Raw genomic sequence first — 14,632 nt, forward strand, 5'->3', positions numbered from 1 at the left:
TACGATCGTGCTAGTTTTTGTGGAATGGAGAATGGACGCTATGCTTTAAGTCGTCTCGAGCATATGAAATAAGTTATATGCATCGTCAAACAACAATGGGCATATTATGCTATAATTTGAGAAAATGGTTAAGGTTATATGGAATCGAATCCTGTCATAATTAAACCACAGAGAAAACTGCGAAATTCTTTTCGCTTCCTCGAAGCGGTCGGTCTGTTTTGATGGCTGTCCACTTCTATTAAACCACTATCACTGAGATCAAATGAGCATCATCAAAGGAGACAGAGAGTACTTTCAAGGAATTGGAAAGATCGCCTACGAAGGGCGCGATAGCGACAACCCGCTAGCGTTTAAATGGTACAACCCGGATCAGGAAATTGGCGGAAAATCCATGAAAGAACTATTCCGTTTCGCGATCGCCTATTGGCATACCTTCTGCGGAACGGGAGGCGACCCCTTTGGCCCGGGTACGAAAGCATTCCCTTGGGCAGACGGAGCAGATGCCGTGTTGCGAGCTAAGCACAAGATGGATGCCGCATTCGAATTCATAACAAAAATGGGGGTGCCTTATTATTGCTTCCACGACTTCGACTTAGTTGAAGAGGGAGAGAGTTTCAAAGAGTCTGAAGCAAACCTGAGCGCGATTGTGGACTACGCCAAAGAGAAGCAAGCGGCTTCGGGCGTAAAGCTGCTTTGGGGAACGGCTAATCTTTTCAGTAACCCGCGTTACATGAATGGGGCGGCTACCAATCCAGATTTTAGCACGGTGGCCTATGCCGGTGCACAGTTGAAGAACGCGATAGACGCGACCATTGCCTTGGGAGGTGAGAACTATGTTTTCTGGGGTGGGCGCGAAGGTTATATGTCCCTGCTGAATACGGACACCAAGCGCGAAAAAGCTCATCTGGCTCGTATGCTTACAATGGCTCGGGACTATGCTCGTGGGCAGGGATTCAAGGGTCAGTTCTTTATTGAGCCGAAACCGGCGGAGCCCTCCAAGCATCAGTACGATTTCGATGTTGAAACGGTGATTGGCTTTTTGCGCGAGCACGACCTCTTGCAGGATTTTTCTCTCAATGTAGAAGTGAATCACGCCACGTTAGCAGGGCATACTTTCGATCATGAGTTGCGTATGGCTGCCGATGCTGGACTGCTTGGCAGTATGGATGCGAATCGTGGAGATTATCAAAATGGTTGGGATACCGACCAATTTCCCATGAATTTGAACGAGCTGACCGAAGCGATGCTGGTTGTCCTCAATGCGGGCGGTTTCAAAGGCGGCGGCGTGAATTTCGACGCGAAGACTCGCCGTAACTCGACGGATCTGGAAGATATCTTCATCGCCCACATTGCGGGCATGGATGCCTTTGCTCGAGCGGCTTTGGTTGCTGACAAGATTCTCAGCAAGTCAACGTTGCCCGTCTTGAAGCAAGAGCGCTATGGTAGCTTCGACGGCGGAGATGGGGCTCGCTTCGAAAAGGGTGAACTTTCTCTCGAAGACGTCTACGCGATCGGAAGTGCGGGCGGCGAGCCGAAGCAAATAAGTGGCAAACAAGAGTACTACGAGCAAATCGTGAACGATTTTATCTAAATTCTATATACAGGCAATGACCGTTACGGTTTCCTGGACTGCTCCGTCTTCCTCGTGAGACGGGCCTTTTTATGTCGTTCGCACTGGCTTGGGGAGGATTAAGGGGAAAAGTTTTTGAGTCCGTGAACATAGGTTATGAACTTTTGCAGATAGACGTTCATGCGTAAAAGTGTAGCCACAGTTTGCTGGGGGAAACGTGATTGTTGAGGTATTTCTTGAGCACTCGCATGCCTTAAATAGTTTTCTTAGAAGATAATAATTATGAATTTTATGATTGCATAAGAAAATAATTGAGGGCAAACGGTCTCCTATGTCTAGCATCCTTTTGGAAGAGCCCAGTGCATTGCCGATGTTTGATTTCTCTGTTTTGAGAGAGATCCGCAAGCGGGCGGAGATGACATTGAATGACCTTTCCCAAGCTAGCGGGGTGTCAATCGCAGTTATCTCTAAGCTCGAAAGAAACCAGTCTCAAGCAGAGGTGGAGACGCTTTACAAAATAGGACGAGTGTTTGGAATGCGGGCCACCGACTTGATGACCTTGGCCGAAGCGCCTCTTTCCAATCGAAAAGAGTCTGAAATCTACTCGTCTGAAGGATTCACATTCGAGGCAGTACGGTATGCGAATGCAAACTGCTTGCTTGGAGAAGCGAAGAGTGGAGCGAGTATTTCCAAGCCTGAGATCCACCACGACGACCATGAAATTTGCTGGGTCTTGAAAGGGGTGCTGCGCGTCACGCTTCCCCAGGAAACCCAAGTCTTGTCGAAAGGGCAGAGTATCCAGTTCGATGCGATTCAAGAGCACGGCTATGAGGTGCTCGAAGACTGCCAGTTCATGATCGTGCACATCAGAAAAGATAAACGCTATTAGAATTTAGTATGAAAATTGACACTACGATTACACCCAAATCATTGAAAGGGCAGCTGGACCAGTTCTGGGAGTTGTCAGGACAGAAGATCGATCTCATCGAAAGCGAGTACGACATGTCGAACGGCTCACCGGTCTTCACAGTAGATGGCAAATACGCCACTCGCGGATGGACTGAGTGGACGGAGGGCTTCGTTTATGGGTCGTCGTTTCTGCAGTTCGATGCTACCGGCGACGAGCGATTCCTTGAGCTGGGGAAAATACGTACGGTAGAGCGCATGGCAACTCACGTGAGCCACGTGGGTGTACATGATCATGGCTTTAATAACTTGAGCTGCTATGGCAGCTGGTTGCGCTTGCTTAACGAAGGGAAGGCCAAGGGGCCCCAGGCCGAACGCGATTTTTGCGAGTTGGCACTGAAGGTTTCGGGAGCGGTGCAAGCAAGCCGTTGGTCGACCATTCATGAAGGAGGTGGCTATATCTATTCCTTCAATGGGCCGCATAGTTTGTTTGTGGATACAATTCGCAGTTGCCGCATCGTGATGGTGGCCCACGCTTTGGGGCATGTTCTCATGGGCGAGAATGACTCTCCGATCAGCCTGCTTGGCAGAGCAATCGACCACATCAACGCCACCGCCATGTACAGTGTATATTATGGGGAGGGCCGAGATAAATACGACGAGTGGGGACGGACCGCTCACGAAAGTATTTTTAATACGAATGACGGACGCTATCGCTGTCCAAATGCCCAACAGGGATTTAGCGGGTTCACGACATGGACACGGGGTTTGTCCTGGGCGATGGTTGGTTTCGCGGAGGAACTCGAGTTTATAGACACGCTTCCAGATGAGCAGTTTGTAGCTTTTGGAGGCAAAGCAGTTTTTAAGGAAACTTGCTTAAAAAGTGCTAAAGCGACCTGCGACTGGTTTATCGAGAATACGCCGACTGACGGAATTCCCTACTGGGATGGTGGAGCTCCACAATTGCACCGATTGGGTGAGTGGAGAGATCGAGTATCTGACCCTTACAATGAATGGGAACCCATCGACAGTACTGCGGCCGCGATAGGTGCCCAAGGATTGCTGCGTCTAGGCCGTTATCTGGGACTGGATACAAAGGAAGGATCAAAGTACTGGAGTGCGGGACTTACTAGTATGCGTTCGCTTTTAGCCGCTCCATACTTGAGCGAAGATAGCGGGCATCAAGGTCTGCTTTTGCATTCCATCTATCACGAGCCCAATGGCTGGGACAACGTGCTTGAGGGGCAGAAGATTGCCTGTGGCGAATCGAGCCAATGGGGTGACTACCATATCCGGGAGACCGCCCTCTTGCTGCAGCGAGAGATTCGGAATGATTCCTATTACACCTTTTTTGGGTGTCTGAACCAATAATTTTTGAAACATTATTATGTCAGATTTATCCAATCTTTGTATACATAGTATAACTACAAAGCCATGGGGTTTGAGGGAAGCTGCGACTAAGTACGCAACGGCTGGTGTAGCTGGAATTTCGGTTTGGCAGGATGCTGTGGCGTCTTTCGGAGACGGGCACCGTGCTGCAGGAGAAATGTTTCGCAGTGAAGGGATCGATGTTGTTAGCTACGTTCGCGGAGGATTTTACACCGCACTGGAAGGTGCGGGACGACTGAAGGCGGTCGACGACAACAAGCGGATCATTGATGAAGCCGCTGCACTGGGTGCCCCCCTCGTCGTTCTCGTTTGCGGTGCCACTCCAGGACAATCACTTTTCGAATCGAGGAAGCAAATAACCGAGGGAATCGCTGCGACGATTCAACATGCCTCGGATGCGGGAGTTAAACTAGGAATAGAGCCTCTCCATCCCATGTACGCGGACAGTCGCAGCGCGGTGAACACCATGTCCCAAGCCAATGCGATCTGCGATGAAGTGGGGCATTCCCATTTGGGGATCACCGCGGACGTCTTCCACATTTGGTGGGACGATCGACTAGAGGAGGAAATTAAGATCGCGGGTGAGAAAAACCGTCTTTTCTCCTTTCACATCTGCGATTGGAAAAATTTGCCTGAAGACATGCTTAATGATCGGGGGCTTATGGGAGAGGGTGTTATCGATATTTCTGGAATACGTCGATGGGTGAATGAGACAGGATTTTCCGGTTACGAAGAAGTGGAGATCTTTTCCAACAAGTACTGGGCTATGGATCAAGACGATTATCTTGGTCAAATAATAGACGCTTACAAATCGCTTTCTTAGAGGGTGAAACTCAACAATTAAATATTATGAAAACTCACAAAGTAGGTATTATAATGAACGGCGTCACTGGCCGCATGGGCACGAATCAGCATCTCATGCGTTCGATCGTCGAAATTATCAAACAGGGGGGCGTTTGGGTGAACCCTGAAGAGACGATTATACCCATTCCCATTCTAGTTGGAAGGAACGAAACTAAGCTCAAGGAATTGTCAGCCCGATCCGGTATCGAGCGATGGACTACCGATTTGGACAGCGTTATGGCAGACCCAGAGTTTTCCATCTATTTCGATGCTCAAAGCACTTTGAGGCGGGCGGATGCCGTAAAAGCGGCAGCGACGGCAGGAAAACACGTCTACTGCGAAAAGCCAACTGCAGTGGATACGCAGACCGCGATTGATTTACACAACTTTTGCGTGGACAAGGGTGTTAAGAGTGGCGTGGTTCAGGACAAACTCTGGCTTCCTGGATTGGTTAAATTGAAGCGGGCGATCGAAAAAGGCTACCTAGGACGCATATTCTCGGTAACTGGAGATTTTGGATACTGGGTATTTGAAGGAGACACAATTCCAGCCCAGCGACCTTCCTGGAACTACCGTAAGGAAGACGGTGGTGGAATGATGATCGACATGCTATGCCATTGGAGATACGTTCTCGACAACCTCTTTGGACCCGTGAAGGCCGTTAGTTGCCGTGGTGCGACGCACATTAATCAGCGCATCGACGAAAGTGGAAACCCCTATGCGTGTACGGCGGATGACGCGGCCTATTCGATGTTTGAGATCGACGGGCCACATGGTGAAATTGTCGTTAACTTCAACTCTTCTTGGTGCACTCGCGTCCGCAGAGACGATTTGCTAACGCTGCATGTAGATGGCGAGCTAGGTTCCGCGGTTGCCGGTTTGCGGGACTGTCATATTCAGCATTATGCGAATACGCCAAAGCCGATTTGGAATCCTGATATCGATCAGCCTATCGATTTTTACAAGGACTGGTCCGAGGTGCCCAACCAGGAAGTTTACGACAACGCTTTCAAGGTTCAGTGGGAAATGTATTTGAAGCACGTGGTGCTGGATACGCCCTTCCGTTGGACACTACTTGAAGGAGCAAAAGGAGTACAACTAGCCGCACTCGGTATGCAAAGCTGGGAAGAGCGCAAGTGGCTCGACGTTCCAGATTTGTAGAAAATTGATTGCGGGCTTGGGTTCTTTCCAAGCCCGTTGTTTTGTATATTGGTAATAACAATAACTGAAGAAAGTCATGATGGCAAAAGCGAATAGTAAAACTGCTCTAGTAACGGGCGGAACAAGAGGAATCGGTTTTGGAATTGCTCAATCCCTAGCGGATGAAGGTTGGAATCTTATACTGAATGGTATACGTTCTGAGAATACCGTTCGAGACGTGCTCGATTTACTCCGATCGAAGGGGGTTGAGGTTGCCTACGCACGAGGCGACATTGGTTCTACTGAGGGCCGTGAATCGATCATCGAAATCGTACGATCCGCCCCAGGCGGGACATTAAATATGCTCGTCAACAATGCTGGCGTGGCTCCCAAGCAGCGTCTGGACATTCTGGAGACGACGGAGGAAAACTATGACTTCGTCGTCGATACAAACTTGAAAGGCACTTTCTTTCTGACTCAGCTCGTCGCTAATGACATGGTGGAGGCAAAGAAGCAGGACGAAAGCTTTTCGGGAGCAATTGTGAATGTCTCCTCGATCTCAGCAACGGTCGTTTCGGTGAATCGTGGTGAGTACTGCATTGCTAAAGCAGGCCTGAGTATGGTCACCCAGCTTTTCGCAGCTCGTATGGGTGAATTTGATATCCCAGTGTACGAGATTCGCCCTGGAGTAACAAAAACTGATATGACCGCTTCACCCGCGGTGACCGAGAAGTACGACAAGCTGATCGGAGAAGGTCTGTGCGTCACCAAGCGCTGGGGCTATCCTGAAGATGTGGCAAAGTCAGTAGCATCGCTCGCCCGAGGCGATTTTCCGTATTCAACGGGACAAGTGTTGATGGTGGATGGAGGACTGTCTATCCCGAGGCTTTGATCTATGCGATCCTAGTGTTTAAAAGTTTTTGGGTGACGGTGTTTGCCGCTTGGAGAACTATAGTTCCGAGGGATTTGGGCTGATTTCGATTAGTCGAGAAACCCCGTTACGAAGGGTCGATCTTTTTGATGTGAGTTGGCAGTGAGGGTTTTGCACATTTGCAACTGACGGTATGACCGCAGCCTCGCTTCCCCTTGAACAAAAAGCGTTTAGCGAGACAGGCCGTTGCGAGGGCGACAACTAGGAGGATGATGACTGTTTCCGATACTTGCAACATGGACGCAAAACCATTTGACTTCTAACAGTTTAGACTGAAACTCGTTCTCAACAAGCGTAAAAGGAAGATCCTGTGAAAACTTTAAACGATTTAAACGACGGTCAGATCGCAAAGATTGGTTCGTACAAGCGGGCTCAAGGGCTTTCGCGTCGTTTGATGGAGTTGGGGCTGATGCCGGGAGTTACGGTTCGTTTTATTAAATCTGCTCCGTTGGGGGACCCGATTGCGCTGGACGTTGATGGTCGCCAATTGAGTTTGCGACGTGAAGACGCCGCTCAAATCATCGTTCAACCCGTTTAAAGCCTGCGAGGCGATATCCCGTAGTGCCGAAACTAGCGAATAACCGTGTCTCACCAGATCGACTGCGACGGGTAGCGTTGATCGGCAATCCTAATACGGGAAAGAGTACGCTGTTCAATTGCCTAACCGGTTTGCGTCAGAAGGTGGGCAACTACTCCGGGGTGACGGTTCAGAAGAAGACAGGAATTACGCTGATCGGTACAGAGCGCGTTGAGATTCTCGATTTGCCGGGAACCTACAGTTTGGCGGCTACGTCTCCAGACGAGCGGGTGGTGGTGGATGCCCTTCGTGGGGAGGTTGAGAATCTTGACCGACCGGATATTGTGCTTTGCATTGTCGACGCGACCAATCTGCAGCGAAACTTGTTTCTCGCTTTTCAAATCGGGCAGCTAGGAGTGCCGATGGTGCTCGCTCTTAACTATTGGGATACCGCTCAAAAGCGGAACATCGCCATAGACATAGAAGGCCTCAAAGAGAAGCTCGGCATCCCAATTGTGCCGATCTCTGCATCGCGAGCGGAAGGAATCACTGAACTGAAAGATGCGGTGATTCAGGCGTTGGATGAAAAGCCGAAGTTGATATCACCCACGTGGCCTGAGTCAATAGAGGAAGCGATATCAGGGGTGCGTTCGGAGCTGTCGGAACCAGTATCAGCTCGGATCGACGATGCCGCTTTAATGCGTGGCATCTTTGAGAATGACGATGAGATCTTCAAACGGGCGGGAGCGTCCGGTTTGGAAACGCAGGAGGCACTTGAGATCTCGAAGAAGGCACTCTTTAAAGGCGGGCTGAATCCAGCTAATGCAGAAGCGGTACTTTTGTACCGACACATTAAGGAATACGTCGAGCCCTTCATTTCGGCGCGAGATTCCTCGAGAATCGCGGGGAGTGAGTCCATCGATAGCCTCTTAACGCATAAGGTTTGGGGACTAATCGCGTTTCTGGCCTTGATGTACCTTGTGTTTCAATCCGTCTACAGTTGGGCGGGACCTTTCATGGACTTGATCGACATGGGAAAGTCCGTGGTGCAAGACACCGTTTCGAACGTTCTCTCAGGGTGGCCTATGATTGAAAGTCTGGTTACCGATGGGATCATTGAGGGGGTCGGGGCCGTGGTCATATTTTTGCCTCAAATCATGATCCTATTCTTCTTTATAAGTCTGCTAGAGGATACTGGATACATGTCGAGGGCAGCTTTTCTGATGGATAAGCTATTTAGTTGGTGCGGTCTGTCGGGTAAAAGTTTTGTCCCGCTTCTTTCCAGCTATGCTTGCGCCATTCCTGGGGTGATGGCGACTCGAACGATTCAGGATTCAAAAGCCCGATTGGTGACGATTCTTGTCGCTCCCTTTATGAGTTGTTCGGCCAGGCTACCCGTCTATGTGTTAATGATTGGAGCATTCATAGAGCCTCGATATGGAGCAGCTGTGGCGGGTGCCGTTCTGTTCTCGATGCACTTCGTAGGATTGCTTGTAGCGATGCCGTTTGCGTACTTGATGAATGAGTACATTCTTAAGACGCCTCCACAGCCCTTTCTTATGGAGTTGCCTAGCTATCAGATCCCCAAAGTGCGGGATGTGATGCTCAAGATGTACAGTCAGGGTAAGGAGTTCGTCGTTAATGCCGGAACCGTGATATTCGCGATTACCATTATCATTTGGGCTCTCCTATATTTTCCACGTACCGAATCCGTAGAAATAGAAACGCGTGAAATATTTGTATCCGAAATTGCCGCTCGGAATGGTTGGACCGAGGAATTTGCCCTAGCGTCAATCCATGAGGATGAAGCAATCGTGGCCGCATTAGACCACAAGGTGTCTTCCGCATTCATCGAGCAGAGTTGGATGGGGCGGATCGGAAAGACCGTGCAGCCCGTATTTTCAGGAGCTGGATTTGACTGGAAGATTACCGTAGGCGTGATTGCCAGTTTTCCCGCCCGAGAGGTGATTATTTCCACGCTAGGGATTATCTACAGTCTTGGCGGTGATGTGGACGAAGAGGCGGGTGACTTGCGTGAAGCGATGGCTAGCCAGAAATGGCAGAGTGGGCCTAAAGCGGGGATGCCGATTTTCACCATTCCCGTCGTGATTGCGTTAATGGTGTTCTTTGCCCTGTGCCAACAGTGTGGGGCGACCCTTGCGGTGATCGCTCAGGAGACGAGTTGGAGATGGGCAGCACTGTCCTTTGGGTTTATGACGATCCTCGCTTGGCTGGCTTCAATTGGGATCAACCAGGTGGGATCCTGGTTTTAGATAGCCCTCTAGTCACCTTTCGGCTGAAAGGGAGCTTCCTTCGATACCTCAAGAGGAATTGTAAAGCGGAACTCGGATCCCTTGTTAGGAATGGAATCGACTTGAATTTCCCCTCCCATGAGCTTGACGAGATTCTTGCAGATCGCTAGACCTAGGCCGCTACCGCCAAAACGGCGCGAAATGGATGCGTCGATTTGTGAGAACGGTTTGAAAAGGCGATGCATCTTTTCCGGTGCAATGCCAATGCCAGTGTCTTTGACTGAGACCTGGAGAAGGGAAGCATCTACGGAGATACTAGTAGCGGATGCTTCAATACAGATCGAGCCTAGGATAGTGAATTTGAGAGCGTTGTTGACAAGATTGAGAATGATCTGGCGTAAGCGGGCCGAATCACCCACCGCGATGCTGGGAACTGATTTATCGATCTTCGCGTCGATGGAAAGGGAGCGCTGGACCGCTTTGCTTTTCAGAAGAAAAACGCAACTATTGATACAATCGCTTGGAGAAAAAGGAATTGACTCGATATCGATCTTCCCAGCGTCAATTTTGGAAAGATCGAGAATATCATTGATCAATGTAAGCAAGGTATCCCCGCTAGTACGGATCGCTTCGAGCATTTCCTTTTGGTCCTCATCCAATTCCGTATCCTCGAGAAGGTCTAGCATACCGACCATACCGTTGAGGGGAGTGCGAATTTCATGATTCATATTAGCCAGAAACGCGCTCTGCATGTCTATCTTCCGATTGGCTTCCGATGGCTTGACTGAGTCCTCTACGACTGCTGGTAATAGTGTTACAAATACAAGGGAACATGCAGGGAACGGTAAGCAATTTGCGATGTTAATCTTGCTCGGCTGATTGTCTCCTCCAAGAAAGACTACATTACTTGAGCAAGATGTGCCTTCTGCGATAGCAGATATTAAAAGAGCTTCCAAAGTAGGGGATTGCTCTGCAATTGAACTCTCCGTTGAAAGGAGCTTTTGCGTTGCCGGATCCGACTTCAAAATATTCAGTTCGTAGTCAACGATGACCGACGATACGACACTTGAAGAGGGTTGCATTTAGTTTCTATTTTAAATTCGAGGCTTAACGGAGAAAATGGATACGATCATTTTTTTCTCCTGATATCCGCGTAGCGGTCCTCCCTGATCTTCGAGGGATTGGGAGGGTAGTCCTGGTTCCGCATTAGCTCTTCCAAAGTAGGTGTGACTGAAGGAATACCGTCTTGAGGAATCTCCTTGTTTGCGATCCATCCAATGGCATTCAACACGACTTTGCGAAGATTGTCGTCCAACCAGTTGTCATGCCAATGACCGCCGGTAAACCCAAACCCTCGGCTTCCATTCTCGTTTTCCGACACCCACATGACGTGTTGAAGGTCTCTTCTCGCAACCGCAGCTCGGCCATCTGGAGTCGAATTGTGGTGATGGTCCTTTTCTGGTAGCAGATCGATTGGGGGAATCGCGGAAAGAATAGGAGTGACTCCTTCCATGTCTTTCCGGAATCGCATATTGAAGTACCATTCGTCATTGATTGAAAACGGCTTAACCCCATTAGCGACGGGATGATCAGGAAGCTTTTCAAATTTAGGTGTCCAGTGCGGGTTGACCGATTTGTAGAGCTGGTAGTATGCACCTATCCACCGCAGGAACGCATCACCCGGCGCTCCGTCGACCGTTTCGACTCCGTAGTGCAGACAACCGACTCCAACACCCTTGGCTTGGAGAGCGTCGATGGCACCCACGTGATTATTGGCGACGTGCCTTTCTCCTCCATCGCAGTAAATGACTACGGCTTTGATCCCTTCGAGAAGAGATTTGTCTTGGGGCCAGCCGGGATTCTCTGGATTGTGGTAGACCGAAGCCTCAAAGTCTAATCCGCTGGCGTTGAGTAATTTAGCTAACAGCAGAGATCCGGCATTGTGCTCATGAGCAAAGTACCCGTGGCTCTTTTTACCTGCCACAAAGAGGACTTTTGTTTTATCGGCATGAGCCGCGAATGTGCAGAGAGTGATGCTGAGGATGGAAAATATTGTCAGGGGACGATTCACTTTCATTGATTCTAGCTTATGGTTTTGAATGCACTTTGTTCGTCTTTTAAAATCTCTTTTTGACTAGCTGCCTTCGATTGACTGCTTCAGCTCCATTATGGAAACCCCTTGTTTCTTCGCTACTCTGGACAAGTCTTCATATTCCGCTTTTCGCCGTTCTTTGCCAGAAGGGGTGGTTACTGTTTTGACTCTGATGGTCCCGAATTCCGTGGAAACGGCTTCTTCGGTCCGGTCGAGTATTTTACGGCTTACGGGATAATATCGAATACCAATTGCCGTGGTATTTTCGAGTATGAAGTCGCAGACCGATTTGAGGTCTTCATGGCTAGCTAAAGCACTGAGCAGGTGGCCGGGCCGGCCCTTTTTCATAAGGGCTTGAGTAAGCGTAAAGTCGATCGCCCCTTGCTCGAGAAGTTGAGCCTGGAAATCAGAACCTAGAAGTTCAGATGATGAATCGTCTAGGTTGGTCTCGACCGAATAGATCGCTGAGGAAGCTTGGCTGATCGTGCCGAGAGAGAGTCGAAGTACATTCGGCCCAATAAAATCTTTCTTTCCCGGACCGTAGGCGGAACGATCTATCTTCAAGGTTGGTGACTCAAAGATGGGATTGAGGTATTTGAGAATGGCAGCGCCCGTGGGAGTAACACGTTCCCCCTTCTCGTCTCCCTTGTAGCAGTGAATCCCTTGTAGCAGTTTCGCAGTTGCGGGAGCGGGAATAGGAAGAAGTCCGTGCTGTGTATCGACCATTCCATGACCTACACAAACGGGTTCTGAATAGGTTGTGAGACTACCGAGCCGATCGATTAGCACAGCGCAGCCTACAATATCAATGATCGAGTCAACGGCACTAATTTCGTGGAAGTGAATCTTCTCAATGGGAATATTGTGTACTTCTGATTCTGCCTTTCCGATAAGCTGGAAAATTTCCTTAGAAATTTTTCGAGCAGAATCGGTGATATCTGCGTTGTCGATCAGATCAATAATTTCGCTTAGGTGGCGATGTTCATGGGAGCCATGCACATGACTATGAGGATGATCGTGGCTGTGGGAATGGCTGTGCCCCTCGTCGTGCTTATGGTGGTGATGTGGGTGTTCGTGCTTATGGCCGTGGTCGTGATGCGCGTTGGTTGGTTCGTTGAGATCGACCACATTCACGTGACGGCATACGATGCCGTTTTTTTCCACACTAGTGATCTCAACGCGCCCATCGGGAAGATTCAGTTTTTGAGGAAGCCCCTCGAGGTCATCGTATGCCTCCAGCAGTCCGCAAAGAGCTCCGAGGAACATGTCTCCTGAAAGACCGGAAAATGGCTCTATGTAGAGGGTATTCATTTGGCTTCAATCTGTTTCAAAATCCGGTAGGCTGCCATGGCGGCACCGTATCCATTGTCTATATTGGTGACCGAAATGCCATTTGCGCAGCTGGACAGCATGGCATTTAAGGCTGCCATTCCACCTGTAGCGACTCCGTAACCAACGCTCGATGGCACGGCGATGATGGGCTGGGACAGAAGCCCTCCTACGACACTCGGCAAAGCTCCCTCAAATCCGGCGACCACGATGAGTGTTCGGCAGGTTTTTATGTCATCCAGACGGTCAAATAGCCTGTGTATTCCGGCTACTCCTACGTCGTTAATCCGTTTTGCAGGGACGTTTAGCAGATTGAGCGTGTAGTACGCTTCATTGACTATAGGAAGGTCCGAACTACCTGCACTTAATATTCCAATGCGAGCATTCTCGTCGTCGAGATCATTGGCCTGTAACAAAAAGCACTGGGATACTGGGTCGTAGTGAGCATCAGGAAAATACTCTAGCAGGGCTTGGCCCTTTTCCGGCTGTACCCTTGTGGCCAGTGCGTTTCTAGACTGAGTTTGATACTCGTTCAGAATTCTTCGTAGCAGGTCTACGGATTTTGAGCTTCCGTAGACCACTTCGGGGAAGCCTAAGCGTTCTTCCCTGTTGGTATCCAAATTATAGTCATCCATTCGAAGAAATTGCTCGGTTGAGTTTTCCGGAAACCAGACCTTCCTTGTCGATTTCAACTTTTTTGTAGCCGATTTCCTTAAGGGAGGACTCTATCAGCTGAAAAAGTGATTGGAGTCGTTCGATTTCTGATACAGGGGATTCGATCTTCGCAAGATCCCCGAAATGGCGTACGCGGACTTCTGGGAAACCGAGGTTGTTCAGCACAATCTCGGCCGATTCAATTTGAGTCAGCTTTTCTTTGGTTACTTCTTGACCGTAGGGGATTCGAGAGCTGAGACAGGGGCTTGCAGGTTTGTCCCAGACAGGAAGCTCGAAGTGCTTCGCAAGTGCTCTAATATCGTCTTTGTCGAGTCCACAGTCGGCGAGGGGAGTCAGGATATTTTGTTCGTTCGCCGCCTGGTGTCCGGGGCGAAAGTCTCCAAGATCGTCCACGTTAGCGCCGTTCAAAAGCGCAAAGTTGGCGTAGTCTGACTGATGGAGCTCCCGCATCATGCTGTAGAGCGTATCCTTGCAGTAGTAGCAACGGTTAAAAGGGTTGCTCTTGTATTCCGCTTTGTCGAGCTCGTCGGTTTGAATAATCCTAAGGGAAATTTCAAACTGCTGGCAGAATCGCTTGGCGATCTCTAGGTCGGCTCGTTTCAAACTGGGCGAATCGGCGATGATTCCGATGCCTTTTTGACCGAGGAATCGCTTGGATAAGTAGAGAACGAGTGCAGAGTCGACGCCCCCAGAAAAAGCGGTTAGACTACCTTCGATCGGTTCAAACCAGGCTTCCAGACTTTCGAGTAGGGTAGCGGTCATGGTAGGTTCCTTGAGGCTGAGGTTGAGTAGGTAGCTCCTCGGATCTTCGAATCCTTTTGCGAGGAGCATCCGGTTAGGGTCGAGATCGTACTAGCGGGACTGATTCGCTCTGGATCCCTTATTGATTTTTCTGAAAGCAATCCAAACGATTGCCCCAGCGGTTAATCCCGCCGAAAGAATCGCGAATGCACTAATGCTCTCTGGGTGCGGTTGAGCATGAGCCAAA

General features: G+C 49.6%; 13 protein-coding genes. 8 read left to right on the forward strand and 5 right to left on the reverse strand.

Annotated elements, in window-relative coordinates; translation table 11 throughout:
• Positions 1-262: 262 nt before the first annotated feature.
• The 8 genes from xylA (at position 263) to feoB (ending at position 9,569) form a co-directional block, all read left to right on the forward strand.
• The gene (xylA, locus tag GA004_RS04185) at positions 263-1,591 is read left to right on the forward strand and encodes a xylose isomerase (RefSeq protein WP_283396045.1); all 1,329 of its coding nucleotides are present in this window, start codon (positions 263-265) and stop codon (positions 1,589-1,591) included.
• A 310-nt stretch (positions 1,592-1,901) separates the two neighbouring features.
• On the forward strand, positions 1,902-2,459 hold the full coding sequence (locus GA004_RS04190) for a helix-turn-helix domain-containing protein (protein ID WP_283396046.1): 558 nt from the start codon (positions 1,902-1,904) through the stop codon (positions 2,457-2,459).
• An 8-nt stretch (positions 2,460-2,467) separates the two neighbouring features.
• Positions 2,468-3,847, forward strand: a complete 1,380-nt coding sequence (locus GA004_RS04195) for a hypothetical protein (RefSeq protein WP_283396047.1) — start codon at positions 2,468-2,470, stop codon at positions 3,845-3,847.
• A 16-nt stretch (positions 3,848-3,863) separates the two neighbouring features.
• Positions 3,864-4,688, forward strand: a complete 825-nt coding sequence (locus GA004_RS04200; RefSeq protein WP_283396048.1) for a sugar phosphate isomerase/epimerase family protein — start codon at positions 3,864-3,866, stop codon at positions 4,686-4,688.
• Between the two features lie 26 nt (positions 4,689-4,714).
• Positions 4,715-5,869, forward strand: a complete 1,155-nt coding sequence (locus GA004_RS04205; RefSeq protein ID WP_283396049.1) for a Gfo/Idh/MocA family protein — start codon at positions 4,715-4,717, stop codon at positions 5,867-5,869.
• 76 nt (positions 5,870-5,945) lie between these two features.
• Positions 5,946-6,740, forward strand: a complete 795-nt coding sequence (locus GA004_RS04210) for a 3-ketoacyl-ACP reductase (RefSeq protein WP_283396050.1) — start codon at positions 5,946-5,948, stop codon at positions 6,738-6,740.
• 349 nt (positions 6,741-7,089) lie between these two features.
• Positions 7,090-7,317 (forward strand): FeoA family protein, encoded by a 228-nt coding sequence (locus GA004_RS04215; protein WP_283396051.1) that lies wholly within the window; start codon positions 7,090-7,092, stop codon positions 7,315-7,317.
• Positions 7,318-7,340: 23 nt separating this feature from the next.
• Positions 7,341-9,569: a ferrous iron transport protein B gene (gene feoB / locus GA004_RS04220; protein ID WP_283396052.1), complete on the forward strand. Its 2,229-nt coding sequence runs from the start codon at positions 7,341-7,343 to the stop codon at positions 9,567-9,569.
• An 8-nt stretch (positions 9,570-9,577) separates the two neighbouring features.
• Here the strand turns inward: feoB and GA004_RS04225 are convergent, their stop codons facing one another.
• From GA004_RS04225 to larE, 5 genes are read right to left on the reverse strand one after another with little or no spacing between them, the layout of a single operon-like run.
• Positions 9,578-10,630, reverse strand: a complete 1,053-nt coding sequence (locus tag GA004_RS04225; protein ID WP_283396053.1) for a sensor histidine kinase — start codon at positions 10,628-10,630, stop codon at positions 9,578-9,580.
• A 47-nt stretch (positions 10,631-10,677) separates the two neighbouring features.
• Positions 10,678-11,625 (reverse strand): ThuA domain-containing protein, encoded by a 948-nt coding sequence (locus tag GA004_RS04230; RefSeq protein ID WP_283396054.1) that lies wholly within the window; start codon positions 11,623-11,625, stop codon positions 10,678-10,680.
• 57 nt (positions 11,626-11,682) lie between these two features.
• The gene (gene larC / locus GA004_RS04235; protein WP_283396055.1) at positions 11,683-12,951 is read right to left on the reverse strand and encodes a nickel pincer cofactor biosynthesis protein LarC; all 1,269 of its coding nucleotides are present in this window, start codon (positions 12,949-12,951) and stop codon (positions 11,683-11,685) included.
• The gene (larB, locus tag GA004_RS04240) at positions 12,948-13,604 is read right to left on the reverse strand and encodes a nickel pincer cofactor biosynthesis protein LarB (RefSeq protein ID WP_283396056.1); all 657 of its coding nucleotides are present in this window, start codon (positions 13,602-13,604) and stop codon (positions 12,948-12,950) included. Before larB ends, larC begins: the two co-directional genes overlap by 4 nt.
• Positions 13,597-14,475: an ATP-dependent sacrificial sulfur transferase LarE gene (larE, locus tag GA004_RS04245; RefSeq protein ID WP_283396057.1), complete on the reverse strand. Its 879-nt coding sequence runs from the start codon at positions 14,473-14,475 to the stop codon at positions 13,597-13,599. The genes larB and larE overlap by 8 nt, the downstream gene beginning before the upstream one ends.
• Positions 14,476-14,632 lie beyond the last annotated feature (157 nt).

It is taken from the genome of Candidatus Pelagisphaera phototrophica (genome assembly GCF_014529625.1).
GTDB classification, from domain to species: Bacteria; Verrucomicrobiota; Verrucomicrobiia; order Opitutales; family Opitutaceae; genus Pelagisphaera; species Pelagisphaera phototrophica.

What these genes read in the sequence shown, in the direction of transcription:
- xylA (WP_283396045.1), top strand. Translation starts at nt 263, where the DNA reads ATGAGCATCATCAAAGGAGACAGAGAGTACTTTCAAGGAATTGGAAAG.
- GA004_RS04190 (WP_283396046.1), top strand. Translation starts at nt 1,902, where the DNA reads ATGTCTAGCATCCTTTTGGAAGAGCCCAGTGCATTGCCGATGTTTGAT.
- GA004_RS04195 (WP_283396047.1), top strand. Translation starts at nt 2,468, where the DNA reads ATGAAAATTGACACTACGATTACACCCAAATCATTGAAAGGGCAGCTG.
- GA004_RS04200 (WP_283396048.1), top strand. Translation starts at nt 3,864, where the DNA reads ATGTCAGATTTATCCAATCTTTGTATACATAGTATAACTACAAAGCCA.
- GA004_RS04205 (WP_283396049.1), top strand. Translation starts at nt 4,715, where the DNA reads ATGAAAACTCACAAAGTAGGTATTATAATGAACGGCGTCACTGGCCGC.
- GA004_RS04210 (WP_283396050.1), top strand. Translation starts at nt 5,946, where the DNA reads ATGATGGCAAAAGCGAATAGTAAAACTGCTCTAGTAACGGGCGGAACA.
- GA004_RS04225 (WP_283396053.1), bottom strand. Translation starts at nt 10,630, where the DNA reads ATGCAACCCTCTTCAAGTGTCGTATCGTCGGTCATCGTTGACTACGAA.
- GA004_RS04230 (WP_283396054.1), bottom strand. Translation starts at nt 11,625, where the DNA reads ATGAAAGTGAATCGTCCCCTGACAATATTTTCCATCCTCAGCATCACT.
- larC (WP_283396055.1), bottom strand. Translation starts at nt 12,951, where the DNA reads ATGAATACCCTCTACATAGAGCCATTTTCCGGTCTTTCAGGAGACATG.
- larB (WP_283396056.1), bottom strand. Translation starts at nt 13,604, where the DNA reads ATGGATGACTATAATTTGGATACCAACAGGGAAGAACGCTTAGGCTTC.
- larE (WP_283396057.1), bottom strand. Translation starts at nt 14,475, where the DNA reads ATGCTCCTCGCAAAAGGATTCGAAGATCCGAGGAGCTACCTACTCAAC.